The organism is Pseudomonas sp. Leaf58 (assembly GCF_003627215.1).
Classification (GTDB): Bacteria; Pseudomonadota; Gammaproteobacteria; order Pseudomonadales; family Pseudomonadaceae; genus Aquipseudomonas.
The window spans coordinates 4,462,649-4,483,636 of sequence record NZ_CP032677.1 but is presented as its reverse complement, the minus strand read 5'-3'; the positions used below and the strand labels follow the sequence as shown (position 1 = coordinate 4,483,636).

Below are 20,988 nucleotides of genomic sequence, written 5' to 3'. Positions count from 1 at the left end.
GGCGACACATTTGCAGGGCGAGTGCTGCGCTCTCGATCGCCGGCAAACCAGCTCCCACAGGTATCAGGTTGTCTGCTAGTCATAGGCTTGTCCTCTTACAGCCCACGGGCCATGGCTTTGTCGATCAGCCAGTTCAGCGAGGGGCCACGGTCGCTGTTGACCGACGCCGGGCGGCCGGCGAGCTCGGCAGGCAGGCCGCTGTCGGGCTTGATCTGCACACGGATGTCAGAGGCCAGGTCTTCGCTGTTGAGGCTGGCGCTGCTGACGATCTGGCCGGTGCGCACTTCGTCTTCGCCGGCCACCTGGAAGTTGACCCGGGTACCTGGCTTGACTTCGTCGAACTGGCGGTAAGTGAAGCGCGCCTCGACCATCGGGGTGGTGGTGCGCGGGATCAGCTGAAAGATCGGCTGGCCTTTGGCCGCGTACTGGCCGTTGTCCACCAGTTGGCGGGCGACCACGCAATCGCAGGGGCTGGTGAGGGTGCCGGACAGTTGCTTGCCGAACAGTTCCTCGATTTTCGCCGGCTCCAGCTGGGCGTCTTCCAGGTTGCCCTTGAGCATGTCCAGCATGCTGGTGGTGAAGCTGGCCAGCGGTGCGCCCTTGGCGATCTGGCCACCGCTTTCCACCAAGCTGTTCACGGTACCGTCACGCGGCATGGTGATGTTGGTGGTGGGCACCGCGACCACCCCGGCCTGGGCGTGGCTGACGAAGTACATGCCGTACAGCGACTTGGCGATGAAGCCGAAGGCGGCGACGCCGACCACGAACACGCCGAGGGTGACGGTGACTGCTTTGAGGCGACCGAAGGCGCTTAGGCCGGAGCCGCCATCCTTCTGCTTGCGCGCCTTGGTGAAGTTGTCGCGTTGCAGGGTGCTGAGCACATCGCCGATGCTGATCAGTTCACCTGACAGGTGCGAGGTGATGATGTGGCGCAGCGTGGCGATGTCGCGTGGTTCGAGGTTCTGGAACTGCGCGCCGGTGCGGCCGTTGCTCGGGTTGTAGGCGCGCACCTGGAACTCGATGTCGATGGTCAGGCCGAGGTTGTCGACCGTGAACTGCAGCCGCCCGCGCAGCACGTCGCCCACCGACAAGGGTTGCTTGGTGTGGAAGCTCAGGCCACCGGCGGAAAGGTCGTCGACCTTCACTTCGTGGGTCTGGCGCTGGGCGTCCAGGAACCGCAGCTTGGCGGGAATGCGCACCCGAGCGTGTTGGCGCTGGGCTTCGGACTCATGCACGACATTGACGTTCACGGCGGTATTCATGGGGTTTGTTCCTGTTAGATCCGATCCGGGTTGGGCTCACACGACCATGAACAGCACAGCAACGAAGATGCTGGCAGCCGAGAAGGTCATGGTCCTCGAGGACCAGGTGTTGAACCATTGTTGAAAGCTGGCGAGGTCACGCTTGAGGGCAGTGGGCTGACGCGTCCAGGACTGCTTGTCGAGGCGGAAGAACACGTAGATCTTCATCAGCGCGCCGATGATCTGGTTGTAATAAAGAATCAGCGGGTAGGCCGGGCCGACGTTGTGGCCGGAGCACAGCAGCATGATGGTGAGGATCAGGCGGGTGATGCCGATCCACAGCAGGTACACCAGCAGGAAGCCCAGGCCGAACTTGATACTGGCGATCACTGCCACGGTCAGGCCCAACAGGCTGGTCCACATCGACACGCGCTGGTCGAACAGCACGATGCTGGTGAACAGCCCCAGGCGGCGCAGGCCCAGGCCCAACGCGCGGGAGTTCTGCCGCAGGTTGTTGCCGTACCAGCGGTACATCAGCTTGCGGCTGGCCTTGAGAAAGCTCTTTTCCGGCGGGTGCTCGACCGTGTTGATGGCGGCGTCCGGCACGTAGAAGGTGTCGTAGCCCAGGCGCATCAGGCTGAACCAGCTGGACTTGTCGTCACCGGTGAGAAACTTGAAGCGGCCCAGGCGCCAGTGCATGAGCGAGTCACTTTCGACGTCGGCGATGAACTCGGGGTTGGTCACCACGCTGGCGCGGAACATCGACATGCGCCCGGTCATGGTCAACACGCGCTTGGACAAGGCCATCGAGCACATGTTGATGTGGCGCTGGGCGAAGCGCAGCTTGTGCCACTCGCTCATGATGTAGCCGCCACGCACTTCGCAAAATTCGTTGGTGGTCAGGCCGCCGACGTTGGGGAACAGCTTGAACCACGGCACGGTCTTGCGCACCACGCCATCGGCCAGCACGGTGTCACCGTCGATTACCGCTACCACGGCATTGTCGTCCGGCAGCATGCGCGAGATGGCGCGAAAGCCGTAGGCCAGGCCGTCGCGCTTGCCGGTACCGGCGATGCGCACGATGTCCAGCTTGACGTGGGCCGGTGGGTTGTATTTGGCCCACAGGCTCTTCACCAGCAGTTCATCCGACATTTCCACCAGCGAGCAGACCACGGTGGTCGGGAAGCCGCAGTTGATCGCCTCGCGGATCACCGAGCTGTACACCTGGGCGGTGGTCAGCGCTTCGATACGGAAGCTGGTGACCATCAGGTACACATGCGACGGGTCGGTGGCAGCGCCCATTTTCTGCACCTTGCGGCGCAGGTACGGGTACACGCCGTAGAGGAAGATCATGCCGCGGATGAAATGGGTGGCGCCCATGGAATAGCGCCAGATGCCGACGGCGCCGACCAGGAAGATGAAGTGCTTCGACTGCGAGTCGAAGATATCGGCTGGCAGGGCCAGGGCGATCAGCATGAGCAGGCTCATGTAGAGCAGCCACCCGGCGCACTGCAACAGCACGGTCTGGAGCCTTTGCATGTTCAGCATCCGTCGAGAATTCGGGAAAGGCTGGGCAGCGCAAGTGGGGAGGCGTGCGCTGCCCAGCCGAGGGCTTACCAGCAGATGCCTTCGGTACGGCTGCTGGCGCTGGTGGGTTTGCTCATGAAACCAACCAGGTCGATCACGTGCTTGCCGGCTGGCGCTTGCTGCGCCAGTGCACGGAACTGCTCGTCACGGTTGCCCAAAACGATGATGTCGGCGTTGTCGACCACCTTCTGGAAGTCGGCATTGAGGAGCGACGACACGTGCGGGATTTTCGACTCGATGTAGTCCTTGTTCGCCCCGTGAACCCGGGCGTACTCAACGTTCTCGTCGTAGATGTCCAGTTGGTAGCCCTTGCCGATCAGGCGTTCGGCCAGTTCTACCAGCGGGCTTTCGCGCAGGTCGTCGGTGCCCGCCTTGAAGCTCAGGCCCAGCAGGGCGACCTTGCGCTTGTCGTGGCTTTCGATCAGTTCGAAAGCGTTTTGCACCTGCGATTCGTTACTGCGCATCAGCGAGTCGAGCAGCGGGGCGCGTACATCGAGGCTGGCGGCGCGGTAGGTGAGGGCACGCACGTCCTTGGGCAGGCACGAGCCGCCGAAGGCAAAACCGGGGCGCATGTAGTACTGCGACAGGTTCAGCACTTTGTCCTGGCAGACCACGTCCATCACGTCGCGGCCATCGACGCCCACGGCTTTGGCGATGTTGCCGATCTCGTTGGCGAAGGTGACCTTGGTGGCGTGCCACACGTTGCAGGTGTACTTGATCATCTCGGCCACTTCGATCGGCTTGCGGATCACCGGCGCGTCGAGCTCTTCGTACAGGGCTTGCAGCACGTCGCCGCTGGCGCTGTCCAGCTCACCGATAACGGTCATCGGCGGTTGGTCGTAGTCCTTGATCGCGGTGCTTTCCCGCAAGAACTCCGGGTTGACCGCGACACCGAAGTCGACCCCGGCCTTTTTGCCCGAGCAGTCTTCGAGGATTGGGATAACCACGTTCTTGACGGTACCCGGCAGCACGGTGCTGCGCACCACGATGGTGTGGCGGCGGCTGGTGTCACGTAGCACGTAGCCGATTTCGCGGCACACCGACTCGATGTACTCAAGGCCCAGGTCGCCGTTCTTCTTGCTGGGCGTACCCACGCAAATCATCGACACGTCGCTGGCACGGATGGCTTCGGCGAAGTCGGTAGTGCCGCGCAGGCGGCCATTGGCGATGCCTTGTTGCAGCAGTGCTTCCAGGCCAGGTTCAACGATGGGGGATTTCCCCTGGTTGATCAGGTCGATCTTGGTCTTGGACACGTCCACACCAATAACCTCATGGCCTCGCGCCGTCAGGCAGCCCGCACAGACCGCACCCACATAACCCAAACCAAAGATGCTGATACGCATCGCTATCACCTCATGTGTTTATCATGTCAGCGCTTCTGGGAAACGCCGGACTGGGTTGATTAACAACAGTTTTCGGGCGCACGGGTCTGTGGCGAATGCACACTTCACCGAGCGCAGGCAAAATAAATCCGGAGCGCAAAAAGTTATGCACTCAAATGTGGCAGTAAAAAGCCATTAATTAAAAAAACGTGCCCTGGCATGCAGCCGTCTTTATTGCAATGCGCTACTTGGCGCGTTGCTGTGCTTGTTCTTTCAATTGGAAAAATCCTTTGAAATCAACCACTAGGACGAATTGTAAGGGACGCTTCTCTCCTGCGTGGACAGGCTGTCGGGGTTTACCGTCATACCTGTCGAAGTTGTTGGGCCGGTCGTGGATACCTGCCGTTGTCATCTGTAAGTCATCTCTCACAACCCGAGGGCAGGAAATTCGTTACGGGACTATGAGCGATTCGTCGTAGCAGAAGTTCCGAGGTGGGTTCAGCGCGGATGAAAGATTTCTAAATATTTTTTCAGTGGCGGACAATTTCAATCTGATAGCACTCGGGGAGTTTCCCCCCGTATATAAAGGGCGAAACTGTTGCGAGATATTTTTATGCCAGCACGAGAAAATTTTTTTCAAAATTCGTCAAAAAAGGTATGAACGGTCTTATGGCGTTTTGCAATATTGGCAAAGGTGTTGGTTTTTTGGCGCCGAAATAATGGCGTTATGTCGGTTTGCGGTCTTACCCAAAGCAAGGCGGAGCGGGGACACATGCCGAAACATGCAAAGCCACACTAAAGCTAAGGCTTTGTCATCGGCTGCCGTTAAGCCGATTGGACGTTCTGTGGAGCTGTCCATGAACGAAGGAGCGTCTTGGGCAGCCTTGGGGCCGTTGGTCACCAAGGGCGTCTCATCCATAAACCGCATGGAAGAGATGAGAGATAGCCAAACATGAAGAAGACATCGCAGGTTCTGATGGCCAGTGTTTCGTTGCTGATGGCGGGCATGGTTCAGGCGGGGCCGAAGGTAGACGTAACCGTCAAAAATCAGGGAGCCGAGACAATGGTTCTCAAACTGGTGACCTCGAACGAATCCAGCACCTATCAGATCGCTGTTCCTCGCCCGGCTCAGGAGATACCCCCCGGCATAGTGAATGCTTTCGGCGTTCAACGTGTTGTCAGCCCGGATGTAAATGCGGCGATGGTGCGATACACGATGGGACGCAAAACATGTGCTTTCGGTACTACGTTTCAGATGCGTCTAATGCCTGGCGGTATTAAGAAGCCCGAATGGACAAAAACAGCCACTCCAAGTGGCGGCGCGACCTGCACGGCCAATATTACCGGCACCTCTGCTGATAATTCATGGCGTGTCGAGTTCACTATGAAATAAGCATTTCAACTAAAAAGGTTAGCCGCTTCGTCGCCAATTTGCGGCGAAGCGCTGCTGGTCAAGTATTGGATTTGCTTACGATAGGTGGGCGTACATGGAAATAAAATATGCAGGAGTGCCGGTGCGTAGTGTGCAGGCTTTGGGGGCGCAGGAGCGCTCGGTCGCGATTGACCGCATGGCAGGGGTGGAAACTTCCAAAGCGGTGATCGACGAACAGATTTCCTCATTGGCCGAGGCGTTGAGTGCTGCGGCAGAGCGTGCAGATTTGCGAGATAGCCAGATGTCAAGAAACGATTTGGCGGCGTTGGCGGCTAAAATACGCGAGCGACTTTTTGGCCTGGGCTATGAGTTCGGTAAAGTCGCTCATGATGCTGAAATCCCCGACACAGAAGACCCTGAATGGCTTGTCAGGGCTACACAAGCTACTGATTTTGTTAATGGGAAAGCGGGTAATCCGTTTGCGCAATTGAGTCAGGAGCAGTTGAGCCTTATCGCTTACGATGAGGGCGGAGCTTTTACTGTCAATGAGCGTAAGGCCGCAGCAATGGAAACAAGCAGGCGCTACTGTGAATGGTCCGTATATATCTGCGACAATATCAGTGCGGAGCGGAAGACTAGCGGTAGTAGTGAGCAAGGTCTCCAGGAAATCTTATCTTATTATCGATCTCTGCCAGCTATCGAAGAAGCTCGGTTCGGTAACTATGAAGTCGTGATGATGACACAGTTGAGTTCATTGGAGATCGATTGGCCTGAGTTCAATGTTTCGCTGATCGATATGATTGCCAACGAATGGGGACCTGATCAGGATCGTTTAACAGAGAAGGTGGAGGTGGGTAATGAGCCATCTTTGTCTTGAGTCAGTGAAGCGTTCGATTGATGGCCAGATAATTCTCGATGATGTATCGCTATCATTTGTTGAAAGTCAGTCATGCGCCATTATTGGCGCCTCTGGCTCAGGTAAAAGCACGCTACTCAACTTGATAGGTTTGCTCGACCAGCCCTGTCATGGTCGACTGGTACTGGACGGCTGCGATATGACCCATGCCACTGCCGACCAACATGCCATCGCCCGCAATCGCTTGCTGGGCTTCGTGTTCCAGAGCTTCAATCTGCTGCCCCGCCTGTCCGTTCTGGACAATGTCGCGCTGCCGCTGAGTTACCGGGGTATCCGCCTGGCCTCGGCACGGCAGGCCGCGAAGGCTCAACTGGAAAGCGTCGGTCTGGGCCATCGTGCCCAGAACAGGCCTGCTGACCTGTCCGGCGGCCAGCGCCAGCGTGTGGCGATTGCTCGGGCATTGGTCACCGGGCCGCGAATACTGCTTGCCGATGAGCCGACGGGAAACCTGGATAGCGAGACCGCGCAAGACATCATGCAACTGCTATCGACGCTGAACCGTGAGCAGGGCATGACCTTGCTCATGGTCACCCATGACCCAGCCATGGCGCAGTGCATGGACCGTTGCTTGCAGGTGCGCGACGGCGCCGTGTTCGATGCTTGAGGCCTACGGACCAAGCTGGCCGCAACGCGTCGGTGAGGCGCTGGCCAGCGTGCAACAGTTGGGCGCCCGGGCCTGGCTTGCACTGCTTGGCATCGCTGTTGGCTGTGCCGCCCTTGTGGCGTTGATGAGTATCGGCCATAGCGCGGCGCAGCATGTCCGGCAGATGTTCCAAGGGTTGGGCAGCGAGTTGCTGGTGGTCAATCTTGAAAGCGCTGGCCAAGGAGGCGGGCCTCTGCGTCTGGAACCAGGGCGTTTGCCGCCGGGCATTCGTGCACTGGCACCGTTGGCAACCGGCGTGGATACCGTGCAGTTCGATGGGGTGAGCATCGAAGCGGTGGTCGCCGGGAGTACCGCGCACCTGAGCGAAGTCCTGGATCTTCGGGTTGAACAGGGACGATTGCTGTCCCATTACGATGACCTGGCCGCGCATGTACTGCTAGGGGCTTCGCTGGCCAGCCAGTTGCGGGTGAGCAGTGGTGAGCGCGTGCAACTGGGAGCCTACCTGTTCGATGTGATTGGTGTGCTTGCGCCACGGGGGTACAACCCCATGCTGCCGGTCAATTTCGATGACGCGGTGCTGATGCCAGTGGCCGGCATGCGTCGTCTGAACCCTGCTCCGGAGGTCGGTACGCTCATCGCGCAGGGGGCCGATGCTGCGACCTTGACCCAGGCCGCCCGGTCGCTGGCGCAGTACCTGCAGGCTCGCCTGCCCCGGCATGAGGTGGATGTTCAACTGCCCCGGCAGATGCTGGAAAGCATGGCCGGCCAGTCACGGATGATGACCTGGATGCTGGCGGGCACCGCGGCCATCGCGTTGGTGCTCGGCGGGGTCGGGGTGATGAATGTCATGGTGATGAACGTGGCGCAGCGCCGCCGCGAAATCGGCGTGCGCCTGGCCTTGGGCGCACGGGGTCGCGATATCGCCTGGTTGTTCCTGCTTGAAGCGCTGCTGCTGTCGATAGCCGGGGCGTTGCTGGGTGCGTTGCTCGGATTAGCCGCCGCCTGGTTGTTCGCGCTGGCTTCTGGGTGGAGCTTTGCATTCCATGCAGGGTCGCTACCTGTGAGCATGGGCGCCTCGTTGATGCTCGCGCTGTTCTTCGGTTTGCAGCCTGCGCTGGCCGCAGCGCGGCTGCAGCCCGTAGAGGCATTACGTGATGACTAGGTGGCTGGTGATGGCGCTGATGTCGCCGCTGCTGGCAATGGCCGATAGCGGCCTGCTGCCGTCTCGCCCGGCTTTGCCGTACGCGTCACCGGTGAGTGCCCTGTCGGCCATGCACGGCGAACCCGTGGATATGGAGCTGGCTGATGCGATTGCCTTGGCGTTGCGCGACAACCGCGCGGTCCGAAGTGCCTACCTCGAGCGCATCGCACAGAAGTTCGAACTGCGGGTGGCGCGTGACCAGTTTATGCCGCAGTTGTCGCTAAAGGCCCGCTACTTGGGTAATCGCAATCACGCTGATCGCTATCGGGAGGCACAGCTGAACCCGGCAGCCAGTCTGCTCACACCCTACGGTACACGTTTGAGCCTTGACTGGGCATACGGCCATACCCGCGCCGACGGGGCTGGGCGGCGCTACAGTGACGGGGCGAACTTCATGATCATTCAGCCCTTGTTGCGCGGCGCCGGGCACGACATCGCCAGCGCACCCCTGCGTCACGCGCGCCTGGCTGAGCAATTGAACCGCCTGGCGCTCAAGGACGACGTTTCGCATGTCATCAGCCGCACGATCATGCTGTACCGCGGCCTGCTGCGCGCCCAGGAGCAACTGCGCATCGCGGATGAAGGGCTGGCGCGGTCACGGCAGTTGGTGGAGGTGAACAGGGCATTGATCACTGCCGGGCGCATGGCGGCGTTCGATATCGTCCAGACACAGGCCGAAGTCGCCAACCAGGAGCTGGCACGCGAAGGCAGTCGCAACCAGTTGCAGCAGAGCCGTCAGGCGTTGGCACAGCTGTTGGCCATAGATCTTGCGACGCCCTTGAGGGCCGTGGAGTCTCTGCGCGTTGAGCGCCTGCAGGTAGATGCCGACCAGGCGCTGGCTCGGGCAGAAGCGCTACAGCCAGCCTATCTGATGCAGTTGGTGACCGGCGAACAGGCCGCAATAGATCTGCAGGTGGCGCGCAATACCCAGTGGTGGGATCTGTCGCTGGTTGGCGGTGCTAGCCAGCTGCGCGAGCGGCCAGGCAAAAGTGCCTCTTGGGAGCATTATCTTGGGCTTGAGCTGGAGGTGCCGATTGGCGACCTCAGCCGGCGTCAGGCCTGGGTGCGGGCACAGGTGGCTGCGGATAAGCAGAGCTTGAGCCTGGCCGAATCCCGTCAGCAGCTGCAACGCGAGGTGACCGGTGCTGTCCGGGATATTCAGGTGCGCTGGCGGCAGATGGAAATTGCCGAGCGTGCATTGGCCTTGTCGCGACGCAAACTCGATATCGAGCAGGAGAAATTGGCCTCAGGGCGCTCCAGCAACTTCCAGGTGCTGAGCTTCGAGAGCGATCTGCGTTACGCGCAAAGTACCCATCTCGACGCGACCCTGGATTACCTGGAGGCTCAGGTGGTGCTGGATCAGGTGCTGGGGGCCACGCTCGACAGTTGGGATGTAGCGCTCAATGACTAGGCGATGGTGGCTGGTGCTGTGCGCAGGGACGGGCCTTCTGGCAGTGCTGCTCTGGCAGGCGTGGCCGAATGCCTCCGAAGCGGCTGAGCAACGCTGGGTGCAGGTCGAACCGCAGCGGCTGGAGGTTCGTCTGGCGCTGGTTGGCAGGCTTCAGGCAGGCCGCCAGGTAATCCTGAGCGCACCCTTCGATGGCGTGCTGGCGTCGCTGCTAGTGCAGGAAGGGCAGCAGGTGACCGCCGGTCAGCCGTTGATGCGCCTGGATACTACGCAAATCGATATTCAGGTGCGCCAGGCCGAGGCCGAGCGCCTGAAAGCGAGGGCGTTGGTCGGCCAGTTGCGCGCATGGCAGGCCGGCCCGGAGGTCGCTCGCAGCATACGTGCGCTGGGTACCGCGCGCGCCGCGTTGGCAGCTGGCCAGGCGTCGCTGGATGAGACTCGACGGCTGTTGGAGCGCGGCATCGTTGCACGCATGGAAGTCGAGAGCCTTGAGCAGTTGCAGCAAGCGCAACGTGAAGCGCTACTGGATGCGCAGCAGGAGCTGCAACTGACCCGGGCACGGGGGCAGGGTGACGCGTTGGCGATTGCCGAAATGGATCTGGAAAACGCCGAAGCAAGGTGGCAAGCGTTGGTGGCGAGGCGTGACCAAGAGGTGGTAAGGGCACCGTTTGGTGGCCTGCTGGTTCGTGCAGATAGCGGTGCAAGTACTGTACGACCGCTGCAGGAGGGGCAGGCACTGACCCAAGGCATGCCGCTACTGACCTTGAGCAGCCTTGAGCGTTTGCAGGTGGTTGCCAAGGTGGAGGAAAGCGACCTGGGCGATTTACGCGAAGGCGTGGACGTTGAGGTCATCATCGCAGGCCATGTGCTTGGCGGGCGGCTGGGTCAGATCGGACAGCAGGCCCGAAACGATACGGGACAGGGGGCATGGTATGACGTCGTGGTGGACCTGCATTTGCCTGTCGCGTCCTCGGAATTGGGTTTGCGACTGGGCATGGGCGCGCAGCTGGCGCTGTTAGTGCACCGTCGAGAGCGGGCGATTGCGCTTCCTCCCGAGGCACTGCAGCGGGATGAGGCAGGCAGGACTTATGTGGTGTTTCGCGAGGGTGATGAGCAAGCGCCGCGCAAGGTCCCGGTCACTATTGGTATTACCGTTGCGCAAGGTGTCGAGGTGAACGGGCTAGAGACGGGGTTCGTGCAAATACCCTGAAGGCGAGGCTTCTGGGGTAGTTGAATGGTATGGCAGCGGGCTTGCCCACGAATCAGGTGCGCAGGGGATGGCACCGGCGTTGCCGGTGTTCGCGGCTAAAACCGCTCCCACAGGCGTTGCGCTGGCCTTGAGCTCAGCGGGGTGCCTGTGGAAGCGGGTTTACCCGCAAAGTGGGTGTTGCAGGATCACTCGGCAGGATGATCGCGCAGGAACACCAGGTGGTCAGGCTTGGACTGCTCGGCACTGTAGTAGTAGCCCTGCACATCGAATTGCTTGAGCTGCTCGGGGTCATTGACCCGTTGCTCGATCACAAAGCGGCTCATCATGCCGCGGGCTTTCTTGGCGTAGAAGCTGATGATCTTGTATTGGCCGTTCTTCAGGTCCTTGAAGTCGACGTTGATCACCCGGGCCTTCAGGGCACTGCGTTTCACCGCGCTGAAGTACTCGTTGCTGGCCAGGTTCAGCAGCACGTCATCGCCCTGTTCGGCCAGGGCCTGGTTCAGCCATTCGCTGATGCGTGTGCCCCAGAAGGCATACAGGTCCTTGCCGCGGGCGTTGGCCAGCTTGGTGCCCATTTCCAGGCGGTAGGGTTGCATCAGGTCGAGCGGGCGCAGCAGGCCGTACAGGCCCGAAAGCATGCGCAGGTGGTTTTGCGCGTAGCTGAAGTCGTCTTCGCTCAGGCTTTCGGCATCGAGGCCGGTGTACACGTCACCCTTGAACGCCAGCAGGGCCTGCTTGGCATTGGCCGGGGTGAAGTTTGGGGTCCAGCTGCCGAAGCGCGCGGCATTCAGGCCGGCGAGCTTGTCGGACAGGTGCATCAGTTGGCTGATCTGCGCAGGCGACAGGTCGCGCAGCTGCTGGATCAATTCCTGGGAGTCGTCCAGGTACTGGGGCAGGGTGAAACGCTCGGTCACCGGCGGGGTGTCGTAGTCGAGGGTCTTGGCGGGGGAAATCACCGTCAGCATCGGGTCGGCTCCTGGCATCGTTGGCCGGGGATTCTACGGGCTGGGCGGTGCAAGTCCAAACTATGGCGACGATAGTCACAGACCATGGCCGGTGCAGGCGCTATAGTGCGCGTTTTGCCGTTGCGGAGCCTTCAACCGTGCGCATTGCCTTTGCCTTGCTGGCCGCTCTGCTGAGCCTGGCCGTGCAAGCCGCCCCGCCAACCCCGGTCAGCCTGGACCGCAGCCTGTGGCCTGAACAGCTCGACAGCCCAGCGCTGTTCGATGTGGCCTCGCGGGCAGAAATCCTCTCGTTCGCCCTGGTGCTGCATGAAAGTGAGCAGTTGGAGGATACAGCGCTAGCCGCGCGGCTGGGGTTGCGGCAGATCAACCTGCAGAAGGTGCGCTTGGTGCGAGCGCGCATGTGGCAGCGGTTGTGGGCCGGTTATCAACAGGCGCAGCGCAGTTGTGAGCAAGATGCGTCGTTTTGCTACCCGGTTACATCGATGGCGGAGTTGCGCACTCAAGCGGCCACGTTCGTGGCTGATGTCGGCACGTTTTATACCGGCTGGATCGAGCCGAGCCACCAGTTCCATGTGCGCTACCTGGATGAGCAACTGCGCAAGGCAGCGTTGTTGCCACAGACCAGCAGCGAGGTGGAGCGGCTGTCTGCGCGCGAGCGCAACGGAGATGAACTGAACGACCGTATGTTCTTGCTGACCTTCGTCGGTGGGCCCGGGCCGGACGGCGGCAGCACCGACCTGCTGACCGCTTACCTGCGCCGGCAAAAACTTGAAGGCACCTTTTTCGTACTCGGCAACCGTTTGCAGCAACGCCGCGACGCTGGGGCGGCAACTGCCTTGCGCCAGCTCTATGCGGGGCAGTGCGTGGGCATCCAGGGCTGGGAGTACCGCTCCCATGCGCAGTGGACCGGGTGGCAGGACTCGCTGCGGCGCAGCCAGGCGCGGGTGCAGGCAGACCTGCCGCAGCAGTATGTGCCGTTGTTCCGGCCGCCTTATGGGCAGCGCCGGGCCGATGGCGAGGCCTTCATGGCCAGCCAGCAGATGCGGGTGTCGTTGTGGGACATCGATGCCCAGGATGATGGCGCGCTGAGTGCGCAGGCTTCGGCGCAGCGGGTACTGACGCTGATGCTGCTGTGGCGCAAGGGCGTGATCCAGTTCCACGACAGCCTGCCCAAGGCGCAACCCGCGGTGGAATGGTTGCTGCGCAATACCGCACAAAGCGGGCTGGGTTGGGAGAATTGCCGGGAATATGGTTATCGCGAATAGAGGGTATGACTTTTGACTGTAGTCCCCTCTGGGGTTGCCGCCAAGGCCTCTTCGTCAATCGGAAAAATAAACTTCAAAAAGTCGTAAAAATGCTTTTTCCGGTCATGGTTTTTGCGGTATGAAGAAACCAGACAGCCGATTCCTGCAGCACAGGTGGCGTCATCCACACCCACCTTGCCAGGTTCACTCTCCGCCCGTAGCAACGCGGATACGGGGAGCACGGCAGTCACTTTGCGGCGCAGCAGACCGTGCCGTGTGGCTTCGACATAAGGTGACCGAGTATGGATGACCAAGGACGCAACCCTACCTCCAGCAAGCCAATCCTGTATGTGCTCGATACCAACGTCCTGATTCACGACCCCAACGCATTGCTCAACTTCGAGGAGCACCATGTCGCCATCCCGATGACGGTGCTGGAGGAACTCGACAAGCTCAAGACCGGTAAACAAAGCATCGCCGCCGAATGCCGCCAGGCCATTCGGTTGATCGACCAGACCCTCGGTGACGCCTCGCCCAGCGATGTCGAGCAGGGCGTGCCGATCCAGCGTGGCAAGAGCGGGCCCAAGGGCTTCCTGTCCATCCTGATGACCCCGCGCAACGAGCCGAACAAGCTGCTGCCGGAAAACCTCAACGACAACATCATCATCAACCAACTGCTCGAAGTACGGGCGCGGCGCGCCGACCTGGATGTGGTGCTGGTCACCAAAGACATCAACATGCGCCTGAAGGCACGTGCCTGCGGCATCGCGGCCGAGGACTACAGCACCGACCAACTGGTCGATGACGTGTCCTTGCTGTCCAAGGGCTACCATTCGGTCACCGGGTCGTTCTGGGACCGGGTGAGCAAGGTCGATACCCGCCAGGAGCGTGGCCGTACCTGGCACCGGGTGCAGTTGATCGACAACTTGCCGGCGGTGCATGTCAACGAGTTCATCATCGATGAGCAAGGTTTCGTCGGCTGGATCAAGGGCATTCGCAACGATGAGCTGCTGTTGCTCGACCTCCACCAGGAACCGCTGCTGCACCAGGAAGCCTGGGGCTTGAAGCCACGCGACATCCACCAGAGCCTGGCGCTGTTCGCCCTGCTCGACCCGGATATTCACCTGGTCAACCTGACCGGCGCTGCCGGTTCCGGCAAGACCATCCTGGCCCTGGCCGCAGCCATCGAACAGACCATGGTCAGCAAACGCTACCGGCGCATTATCGCCACCCGCAGTGTGCAGGGGCTGGACCAGGAGATCGGCTTCCTGCCGGGCACTGAGGCCGAGAAGATGGAGCCGTGGCTGGGCGCCATTACCGACAACCTCGAAGCCTTGCATATGGATGACGAAAGCACCCATGGCAGCGTCGAGTACATCCTCGAACGCGTGCCGCTGCAGTTCAAATCGCTGAACTACATCCGTGGCCGTAGCTTCCAGCAAAGCCTGATCCTGATCGACGAGTGCCAGAACCTGACGCCGCACCAGATAAAAACCATCATCACCCGTGCCGGCTCGGGTTCAAAGGTGGTCTGCCTGGGCAACCTGGCGCAGATCGACACCCCCTACCTGTCCGCGACCAGCTCGGGCCTGACCTACCTGACCGAGCGCTTCAAGGACTTCCCCCATGGCGTGCACATCACCCTGCAGGGCGTGCCCCGCTCGGTGCTGGCCGAGTACGCCGAGTCGCATCTGTAACTTCATGCAGCCGGGCAGATCACTGCCCGGCTTCTTCGCGGGCCAGTTGACGCAGCCCTCTGCTCAAACCTGACCCACAGGTTTACACTGCCAGTTCCCTTCACAGGAGCAGAGCAGTGCTGACACATCTTGATTCCCAGGGGCGCGCCAACATGGTCGACGTCACTGAAAAGGCCGTGACCGAGCGCGAGGCCACCGCCGAAGCGCGGGTGCGCATGTTGCCGCAGACCTTGCAGATGATCGTCGACGGTGAACACCCCAAGGGCGACGTGTTCGCCGTGGCGCGCATTGCCGGGATCCAGGCGGCGAAAAAGACCAGCGACCTGATCCCGCTGTGCCACCCGCTGATGCTAACCAGCGTCAAGGTCGAACTCAGCGCCGAGGGGCAGGACGCCGTGCGCATCGTTGCCCGCTGCAAGCTGGCCGGGCAGACCGGCGTGGAGATGGAGGCACTGACCGCCGCCAGCGTCGCCGCGTTGACGATCTACGACATGTGCAAGGCCGTGGACAAGGGCATGGTCATCGAGCAGGTGCGCCTGCTGGAAAAACTCGGCGGCAAGAGCGGCCACTACAAGGTGGAGGCGTGATGAAGGTCAAGGTGATGTACTTCGCCCGTTACCGCGAGTTGCTCGGGGTGGATGCCGAACGTGTGGAAGGCGCCTTCACGGTGCTCGACGATGTGCGCCAGGCACTGGTCGCCAAGGGCGGGCCATATGAGTTGCTGGCCGAGCAGAACCTGATGTGTGCGCGCAACGAAGAGCTGTGCAAGCTTGATGAACCGCTGGAAGAGGGCGATGAAGTGGCGTTCTTCCCGCCGGTGACTGGAGGTTGAACATGGCTGTGCGAGTACAGGAAGGCGCGTTCGACCCGGGGGCCGAGACCAATGCCATGCATGCGGCCAATGTTGGTGTGGGCGCGGTGGTCGGCTTTGTTGGCTATGTGCGGGATTTCAATGATGGCTGCGAGGTGGCGGGGATGTTCCTCGAGCACTATCCGGGCATGACCGAAAAGGCCTTGGCCAAGATCGTAGTCGAGGCCGAGCAGCGCTGGCCGTTGCTCAAGGTAGAGGTGCTGCACCGCATCGGTGCGCTGGAGCCGGGCGAGCCGATCGTGTTCGTTGGCGTGGCCAGTGCCCACCGGCAGGCGGCGTTCGAGGCCTGCAACTTCATCATGGACTACCTGAAGACCCGGGCACCGTTCTGGAAGAAGGAGAATACCCAGCAAGGGCCGCGGTGGGTGGAGGGCAAGCAAAGTGACCAGGATGCTGCTGAGCGCTGGTAGATATTTGTTGGATGGCCGGGGCTTTGCCCCGGTTCGGGGGTGAACCCGCTCCTACAGAACTGCACAGGTTTTGTAGGAGCGGGTTTACCCGCGAAGAGGCCGGCTCAGGTTAATGGTGCTTGCGCGGCACCGGCTTGAGCAGCTCATCCGGTGGCATCTCGCACTTGATCTTGCGCCCCAGCAGCGTCTCGATTGCTGGTAGCTGGTACGAGTCATCCTCACCGGCAAAGCTGATCGATACACCACTGCTCCCGGCACGGCCGGTGCGGCCAATGCGGTGCACGTAGTCATCCGGGTCTTCCGGCAGGGTGAAGTTGATCACGTGGCTGATACCATCGATATGGATCCCGCGCCCAGCCACGTCGGTGGCCACCAGCACAGTGATGCGCCCTTCGCGGAAGCTTTCCAGGGTACGAATACGCTTGTGCTGCGGCACGTCGCCCGACAACTGCGCGGCGTTGATGCCGTCGCGTACGAGTTTTTCTTCGATGCGCCGCACTTCGTCCTTGCGGTTGGCAAACACCATCACCCGTTCCCACTTGTTTTGGGTGACCAGGTTGTACAGCAGCTTGTACTTGTCGCTGCCGGCCACCGCATACACGTGCTGTTCCACCGTTTCGCTGGCCACGTTCTCCGGCTCGATCTCGACGATGGCCGGGTTGGTGGTCCATTGCTTGGCCAGGTTCATCACGTCTTCGGTGAAGGTGGCCGAGAACAGCAAGGTCTGGCGCTCACTTTTCGGTGGCGTCTGGCGAATAATCTGGCGAACTTGGGGGATAAAGCCCATGTCGAGCATGCGGTCGGCTTCGTCCAGCACCATTACCTCGACCATGTCCAGGTGCACTTCGCCGCGCTGGTTGAAGTCCAGCAGGCGGCCCGGGGTGGCCACCAGGATGTCGCAATGGCGAGCTTCCAGGGCCTTGAGCTGCTTGTCGAAGTCCATGCCGCCGACAAAGCTCATGACGTTCAGGCCGGTGTACTTGGTCAGGGCGATGGCGTCATTGGCGATTTGCACCACCAGCTCGCGGGTGGGCGCGATGATCAGCGCGCGCGGTTCGCCCATGTAACGTTCCTTGGGCGCTGGCGTCTGCTGCAGCTGGGAAATGATCGAGACCAGGAACGCTGCGGTTTTGCCGGTACCGGTCTGGGCCCGGCCGATGGCGTCCTGGCCACGCAGGGTGTAGCCCAGCACCTGTGCCTGGATTGGCGTGCAGTACGGGAAGCCGAGGTCGTGGATGGCGTGCATCAGCTCGTTGGACAGCTTGAAGTCGTGGAAGCGTGTCTTGCCTTCCTGCGGCTCGACCACGAAGTCTTCCGGCTTCCACAGGCTGGCCTGCGGCTTGGGCTTGCGCTCGCGACGCGGTTTGTCCTTGGCCGGTTTTTCGGCGGCTGGGGTAGCGGCGACTGGCGGTTCCGCCTCGGGGGTGGGGTTGGCGCGCGGGGCCGAGGGTACTGGTGCAGGCTGGGCCTCGGGGGCGGGCGCGGCTGGCGTCACGCTGGCAGCAGGAGCGACGGCCTGTGGCGCGGCGTCTCCCTTGCCGAATATTTTCTTGAGTGCCTTGAGCACGATCGTCTCATCAACTGGTTAAGGAATGTACGCCGGGCAGTGTAATGCAAGATTCGGGCGCGGCGTAGTGGAATAGCCTCACAGCTACAGGTGGCTTCGGCTTATTGCAGTTGCCTGGCCAGCCAGTCGTGGATGTCGCTGAGCTCTTCGACCACCACTTCGTGTTCCATCGGGTATTCGTGCCAGCGGGCGGCGACACCCCAGGTGTTCAGGTATTCGAAGGCGGTGCGGCCCATGGACGGGATCACGACCGGGTCGTGCACGCCATGCAGGCACAGCGCCGGGGTGCGTTGCTGGCAGGCGCTCAACTCCTGTTGATCGTTGAAGGTGGGGGCATAGGTAGACAGGGCAATCACCCCGCCCAGCGCTTCTTGCCACTTTATATAGGCAGTGTGCAGCACCACCGCGCCGCCCTGGGAGAAACCGGCAAGGATGATGCGCGACAGATTGATGCCCTTGGCCTGCTCGGCCTTTATCAGTGCGATGACCTGGTCGGCCGATTCTTCCAGCTGCGCTTCGTCGATGGCGCGGGCCGGGGTCATGGCCTTGATGTCATACCAGCTGGGCATGGCGTAGCCGCCGTTGATGGTCACCGGGCGAGTGGGGGCCTGCGGCATGATGAACCGGGTACTGAGCAGCCGCTCCTGCATGAATTCGGCGACCGGTAGGAAGTCGTAACGGTCGGCACCCAGGCCGTGCAACCAGATCACACAAGCGTCTGCGGTTTTCTGCGGTTCGAGAATCAGCGGATGGGTCATGACTGCTCCGAAAGTGTGCGGGCCTTGTTATGGCGTGCGTAAAAAGAAGGCGCGAGAAATGATTGTCGGAAAAAGAATGTCGCAACGATACAACTTTCCCTACTTGACGAGCGCTTAAACGCTACAGCCAAACAATCTGGTACGCGCTTTGCAATTCAATCTGCGATGCAAAGGGCAGGCCGTGACGGTAACACCCTTTACACGCGAAGGCTGTCACAGAACAGTCCATTGCGCCATTGACCCAATAACAAGCCAACACGGGTCGGACATGCCTCAAAAGGGTGCGGTGCAATTCCGGCTCGATACAACAAGAGCGATTTGGAGGTTGTGAATGAAGATGTTGAAAACCACCCTGGCAGCCCTGACCGCTGCCGCCGCACTGGGCGCCGTTAGCACTGCCCAGGCCGGCGCCACCCTCGATGCGGTAAAAAGCAAGGGCTTCGTCCAGTGTGGCGTGAGCGACGGTCTTCCAGGCTTCTCGGTACCTGATGCGCAGGGCAAGATCGTCGGTATCGACGCCGATGTCTGCCGCGCCGTGGCCGCCGCCGTGTTCGGCGACGCCAGCAAGGTTAAGTTCAGCCAGCTCAACGCCAAAGAACGCTTTACCGCCCTGCAGTCGGGTGAAGTCGACGTGCTGTCGCGCAACACCACATGGACCAGCTCGCGTGATGCTGGCATGGGCCTGGTGTTCGCTGGTGTTACCTACTACGACGGCGTCGGCTTCCTGGTCAACAAGAAGCTGGGTGTTTCCAGCGCCAAGGAACTCGATGGCGCCACCATCTGCATCCAGGCCGGTACCACCACTGAGCTGAACGTGTCGGACTTTTTCCGCGCCAACGGCCTGAAGTACACCCCAATCACCTTCGACACCTCCGACGAAAGCGCCAAATCGCTGGAATCCGGCCGTTGCGACGTGCTGACCTCGGACAAGTCGCAGCTGTTCGCCCAGCGTTCCAAGCTGGCCGCGCCGACTGACTACGTGGTGCTGCCGGAAACCATTTCCAAGGAACCGCTAGGCCCGGTGGTGCGTAAAGGCGACGAAGAGTGGTTCAGCATCGTCAAGTGGACCCTGTTCGCCATGCTCAACGCCGAAGAGGCAGGTATCACCTCGAAGAATGTCGAGGCTGAAGCCAAGGCCACCAAAAACCCGGATGTCGCCCGCCTGCTGGGTGCGGACGGCGAATACGGCAAGGACCTCAAACTGCCCAAAGACTGGGTAGTACAGATCGTCAAGCAAGTCGGCAACTACGGCGAAGTGTTCGAGAAGAACCTGGGCCAGAACACCGACCTGAAGATCGACCGTGGCATGAACGCCCTGTGGAACAACGGCGGCATCCAGTACGCGCCACCTGTGCGCTGATGGTTGCACCCTGCGGCGGCATCCCGCCGCCGCAGGCTGTTCGGAACCCTACTTTCCGGGGCACTTCATGCAAAATCGAATCGGCGCACAAAAGGGGTTATCCCTGAGCGATCCACGTGCGCGCGCGTGGCTGTTCCAGATCCTCACGATAGCCTTCGTGGTTGGTCTGGGCTGGTATCTGTTCCATAACACGCAAACCAACCTGCAACACCGGGGCATCACCTCGGGCTTCGACTTCCTCGACCGCAGCGCCGGCTTCGGCATCGCCCAGCACCTGATCCCTTATGTGGAATCCGACAGCTATGCGCGGGTGTTCGTTATCGGCCTGCTCAATACCTTGCTGGTGACGTTCATTGGTGTGGTGCTGGCAACCATCCTTGGCTTCATCATCGGTGTGGCGCGGTTGTCGCCGAACTGGATGATCAACAAGTTGGCGACCGTGTATGTGGAAACCTTCCGCAACATCCCGCCGTTGTTGCAGATTCTGTTCTGGTACTTCGCGGTATTCCTGACCCTGCCGGGACCGCGGGGCAGCATCAATATCGACGATACCTTCTTCATCAGCAACCGTGGCCTGAACATGCCCGGCGCGTCCATGGCCGACGGCTTCTGGCCGTTTGTCATCGCCCTGGCGGTGGCCATTGCCGCCATTGCGCTGATGGTGCGCTATGCCAACAAGCGCTTCGACGAGACCGGCGCACCGTTCCACAAGTTCTGGGTGGGGCTGGCGCTGTTGCTCGCTATCCCAGGCCTGAGCGTGCTGTTGTTCGGCAGCCCGGTAACCTGGGAAGTGCCGCAATTGAAAGGATTCAACTTCGTCGGTGGCTGGGTGCTGATCCCTGAGCTGCTGGCGCTGACCTTGGCCTTGACCATCTATACCGCGGCGTTCATCGCCGAGATTGTGCGTTCCGGTATTCGTTCGGTCAGCCACGGCCAGACCGAGGCCGCACGCTCGCTCGGCCTGCGCGAGGGCCCGACCCTGCGCAAGGTGATCATCCCCCAGGCACTGCGGGTGATCATTCCGCCGCTGACCAGCCAATACCTGAACCTGGCGAAGAACTCGTCGCTGGCGGCCGGTATCGGCTACCCAGAGATGGTCTCGCTGTTCGCCGGTACCGTGCTGAATCAGACCGGCCAGGCCATCGAGGTGATTGCCATCACCATGAGTGTCTATCTCGCCATCAGCATCAGCATTTCGCTGCTGATGAACTGGTACAACAAGCGCATTGCGCTGATCGAGCGGTGAGGATACGCC

At 61.0% G+C, this 20,988-nt stretch carries 20 protein-coding genes; 13 read left to right on the top strand and 7 right to left on the bottom strand.

Features of this window, described 5'->3' with window-relative positions:
• Positions 1 to 95: 95 nt before the first annotated feature.
• The 3 genes from DV532_RS20875 to DV532_RS20865 form a co-directional block, all read right to left on the bottom strand.
• The gene (locus tag DV532_RS20875) at positions 96 to 1,262 is read right to left on the bottom strand and encodes an alginate biosynthesis protein Alg44 (RefSeq protein WP_056801736.1); all 1,167 of its coding nucleotides are present in this window, start codon (positions 1,260 to 1,262) and stop codon (positions 96 to 98) included.
• Between the two features lie 36 nt (positions 1,263 to 1,298).
• Complete coding sequence (locus DV532_RS20870; protein ID WP_056801738.1) at positions 1,299 to 2,780, bottom strand: glycosyltransferase family 2 protein; 1,482 nt, start codon at positions 2,778 to 2,780, stop codon at positions 1,299 to 1,301.
• A gap of 74 nt (positions 2,781 to 2,854) precedes the next feature.
• Positions 2,855 to 4,171, bottom strand: a complete 1,317-nt coding sequence (locus DV532_RS20865; RefSeq protein WP_056801740.1) for a nucleotide sugar dehydrogenase — start codon at positions 4,169 to 4,171, stop codon at positions 2,855 to 2,857.
• Positions 4,172 to 5,102: 931 nt separating this feature from the next.
• On the opposite strand from DV532_RS20865, the gene DV532_RS20860 reads away from it, so the two are divergent.
• The 6 genes from DV532_RS20860 to DV532_RS20835 all read left to right on the top strand — a co-directional run bounded on the left by DV532_RS20860 (position 5,103) and on the right by DV532_RS20835 (position 10,861).
• Positions 5,103 to 5,543, top strand: coding sequence for a hypothetical protein (locus tag DV532_RS20860; protein ID WP_056801742.1), 441 nt, complete (start codon positions 5,103 to 5,105; stop codon positions 5,541 to 5,543).
• Between the two features lie 94 nt (positions 5,544 to 5,637).
• Entirely contained in the window at positions 5,638 to 6,399 is a 762-nt protein-coding gene (locus tag DV532_RS20855) for a hypothetical protein (RefSeq protein WP_156675992.1), read from the top strand.
• Complete coding sequence (locus tag DV532_RS20850) at positions 6,380 to 7,042, top strand: ABC transporter ATP-binding protein (protein WP_056801746.1); 663 nt, start codon at positions 6,380 to 6,382, stop codon at positions 7,040 to 7,042. Before DV532_RS20855 ends, DV532_RS20850 begins: the two co-directional genes overlap by 20 nt.
• Positions 7,035 to 8,204: an ABC transporter permease gene (locus DV532_RS20845; RefSeq protein WP_056801747.1), complete on the top strand. Its 1,170-nt coding sequence runs from the start codon at positions 7,035 to 7,037 to the stop codon at positions 8,202 to 8,204. The genes DV532_RS20850 and DV532_RS20845 overlap by 8 nt, the downstream gene beginning before the upstream one ends.
• On the top strand, positions 8,197 to 9,654 hold the full coding sequence (locus DV532_RS20840) for a TolC family protein (RefSeq protein ID WP_056801749.1): 1,458 nt from the start codon (positions 8,197 to 8,199) through the stop codon (positions 9,652 to 9,654). Before DV532_RS20845 ends, DV532_RS20840 begins: the two co-directional genes overlap by 8 nt.
• On the top strand, positions 9,647 to 10,861 hold the full coding sequence (locus DV532_RS20835) for an efflux RND transporter periplasmic adaptor subunit (RefSeq protein WP_082477014.1): 1,215 nt from the start codon (positions 9,647 to 9,649) through the stop codon (positions 10,859 to 10,861). Before DV532_RS20840 ends, DV532_RS20835 begins: the two co-directional genes overlap by 8 nt.
• 185 nt (positions 10,862 to 11,046) lie before the next feature.
• Here the strand turns inward: DV532_RS20835 and yaaA are convergent, their stop codons facing one another.
• Entirely contained in the window at positions 11,047 to 11,826 is a 780-nt protein-coding gene (gene yaaA / locus DV532_RS20830) for a peroxide stress protein YaaA (RefSeq protein ID WP_056801753.1), read from the bottom strand.
• Positions 11,827 to 11,963: 137 nt separating this feature from the next.
• Here yaaA and DV532_RS20825 point away from each other — a divergent pair, with 137 nt between their 5' ends.
• Positions 11,964 to 13,091: a polysaccharide deacetylase family protein gene (locus DV532_RS20825; RefSeq protein WP_056801756.1), complete on the top strand. Its 1,128-nt coding sequence runs from the start codon at positions 11,964 to 11,966 to the stop codon at positions 13,089 to 13,091.
• Here DV532_RS20825 and DV532_RS30445 read toward each other — a convergent pair.
• On the bottom strand, positions 13,079 to 13,384 hold the full coding sequence (locus DV532_RS30445) for a hypothetical protein (RefSeq protein WP_156675993.1): 306 nt from the start codon (positions 13,382 to 13,384) through the stop codon (positions 13,079 to 13,081). The two genes, DV532_RS20825 and DV532_RS30445, sit on opposite strands and share 13 nt — an antisense overlap.
• Between DV532_RS30445 and DV532_RS20820 the strand changes: the two genes are divergently transcribed.
• The 4 genes from DV532_RS20820 (at position 13,373) to moaE (ending at position 16,048) form a co-directional block, all read left to right on the top strand.
• Positions 13,373 to 14,767 (top strand): PhoH family protein, encoded by a 1,395-nt coding sequence (locus DV532_RS20820; RefSeq protein ID WP_056801758.1) that lies wholly within the window; start codon positions 13,373 to 13,375, stop codon positions 14,765 to 14,767. The genes DV532_RS30445 and DV532_RS20820 overlap by 12 nt on opposite strands.
• A 116-nt stretch (positions 14,768 to 14,883) precedes the next feature.
• Positions 14,884 to 15,354, top strand: a complete 471-nt coding sequence (gene moaC / locus DV532_RS20815; protein WP_003251775.1) for a cyclic pyranopterin monophosphate synthase MoaC — start codon at positions 14,884 to 14,886, stop codon at positions 15,352 to 15,354.
• The gene (gene moaD, locus DV532_RS20810; RefSeq protein ID WP_056801760.1) at positions 15,354 to 15,599 is read left to right on the top strand and encodes a molybdopterin converting factor subunit 1; all 246 of its coding nucleotides are present in this window, start codon (positions 15,354 to 15,356) and stop codon (positions 15,597 to 15,599) included. The genes moaC and moaD overlap by 1 nt, the downstream gene beginning before the upstream one ends.
• 2 nt (positions 15,600 to 15,601) lie before the next feature.
• Positions 15,602 to 16,048 (top strand): molybdopterin synthase catalytic subunit MoaE, encoded by a 447-nt coding sequence (moaE, locus tag DV532_RS20805; protein ID WP_056801761.1) that lies wholly within the window; start codon positions 15,602 to 15,604, stop codon positions 16,046 to 16,048.
• Positions 16,049 to 16,157: 109 nt separating this feature from the next.
• On the opposite strand, the gene rhlB is transcribed toward moaE, so the two are convergent.
• Together rhlB and DV532_RS20795 are read right to left on the bottom strand one after the other, a co-directional pair.
• Entirely contained in the window at positions 16,158 to 17,615 is a 1,458-nt protein-coding gene (gene rhlB, locus DV532_RS20800) for an ATP-dependent RNA helicase RhlB (protein WP_056801763.1), read from the bottom strand.
• Between the two features lie 101 nt (positions 17,616 to 17,716).
• The gene (locus tag DV532_RS20795; RefSeq protein ID WP_056801765.1) at positions 17,717 to 18,373 is read right to left on the bottom strand and encodes an alpha/beta hydrolase; all 657 of its coding nucleotides are present in this window, start codon (positions 18,371 to 18,373) and stop codon (positions 17,717 to 17,719) included.
• 331 nt (positions 18,374 to 18,704) lie between these two features.
• Between DV532_RS20795 and DV532_RS20790 the strand changes: the two genes are divergently transcribed.
• Positions 18,705 to 19,733, top strand: a complete 1,029-nt coding sequence (locus DV532_RS20790; protein ID WP_056801767.1) for an amino acid ABC transporter substrate-binding protein — start codon at positions 18,705 to 18,707, stop codon at positions 19,731 to 19,733.
• A 67-nt stretch (positions 19,734 to 19,800) separates the two neighbouring features.
• A complete protein-coding gene (locus DV532_RS20785) occupies positions 19,801 to 20,979 on the top strand; it encodes an amino acid ABC transporter permease (RefSeq protein ID WP_056801769.1) in 1,179 nt (392 codons plus the stop codon).
• Positions 20,980 to 20,988 lie beyond the last annotated feature (9 nt).

Excerpts from the sequence above, each read along its gene's own strand:
- DV532_RS20840 (WP_056801749.1), top strand. The coding sequence starts at position 8,197 with ATGACTAGGTGGCTGGTGATGGCGCTGATGTCGCCGCTGCTGGCAATG.
- DV532_RS20865 (WP_056801740.1), bottom strand. The coding sequence starts at position 4,171 with ATGCGTATCAGCATCTTTGGTTTGGGTTATGTGGGTGCGGTCTGTGCG.
- DV532_RS20850 (WP_056801746.1), top strand. The coding sequence starts at position 6,380 with ATGAGCCATCTTTGTCTTGAGTCAGTGAAGCGTTCGATTGATGGCCAG.
- DV532_RS20875 (WP_056801736.1), bottom strand. The coding sequence starts at position 1,262 with ATGAATACCGCCGTGAACGTCAATGTCGTGCATGAGTCCGAAGCCCAG.
- DV532_RS20835 (WP_082477014.1), top strand. The coding sequence starts at position 9,647 with ATGACTAGGCGATGGTGGCTGGTGCTGTGCGCAGGGACGGGCCTTCTG.
- DV532_RS20820 (WP_056801758.1), top strand. The coding sequence starts at position 13,373 with ATGGATGACCAAGGACGCAACCCTACCTCCAGCAAGCCAATCCTGTAT.
- DV532_RS20870 (WP_056801738.1), bottom strand. The coding sequence starts at position 2,780 with ATGCAAAGGCTCCAGACCGTGCTGTTGCAGTGCGCCGGGTGGCTGCTC.
- DV532_RS20785 (WP_056801769.1), top strand. The coding sequence starts at position 19,801 with ATGCAAAATCGAATCGGCGCACAAAAGGGGTTATCCCTGAGCGATCCA.
- DV532_RS20790 (WP_056801767.1), top strand. The coding sequence starts at position 18,705 with ATGAAGATGTTGAAAACCACCCTGGCAGCCCTGACCGCTGCCGCCGCA.
- DV532_RS20860 (WP_056801742.1), top strand. The coding sequence starts at position 5,103 with ATGAAGAAGACATCGCAGGTTCTGATGGCCAGTGTTTCGTTGCTGATG.
- moaE (WP_056801761.1), top strand. The coding sequence starts at position 15,602 with ATGGCTGTGCGAGTACAGGAAGGCGCGTTCGACCCGGGGGCCGAGACC.
- DV532_RS20795 (WP_056801765.1), bottom strand. The coding sequence starts at position 18,373 with ATGACCCATCCGCTGATTCTCGAACCGCAGAAAACCGCAGACGCTTGT.
- DV532_RS20845 (WP_056801747.1), top strand. The coding sequence starts at position 7,035 with ATGCTTGAGGCCTACGGACCAAGCTGGCCGCAACGCGTCGGTGAGGCG.
- DV532_RS20855 (WP_156675992.1), top strand. The coding sequence starts at position 5,638 with ATGGAAATAAAATATGCAGGAGTGCCGGTGCGTAGTGTGCAGGCTTTG.
- moaD (WP_056801760.1), top strand. The coding sequence starts at position 15,354 with ATGAAGGTCAAGGTGATGTACTTCGCCCGTTACCGCGAGTTGCTCGGG.
- yaaA (WP_056801753.1), bottom strand. The coding sequence starts at position 11,826 with ATGCTGACGGTGATTTCCCCCGCCAAGACCCTCGACTACGACACCCCG.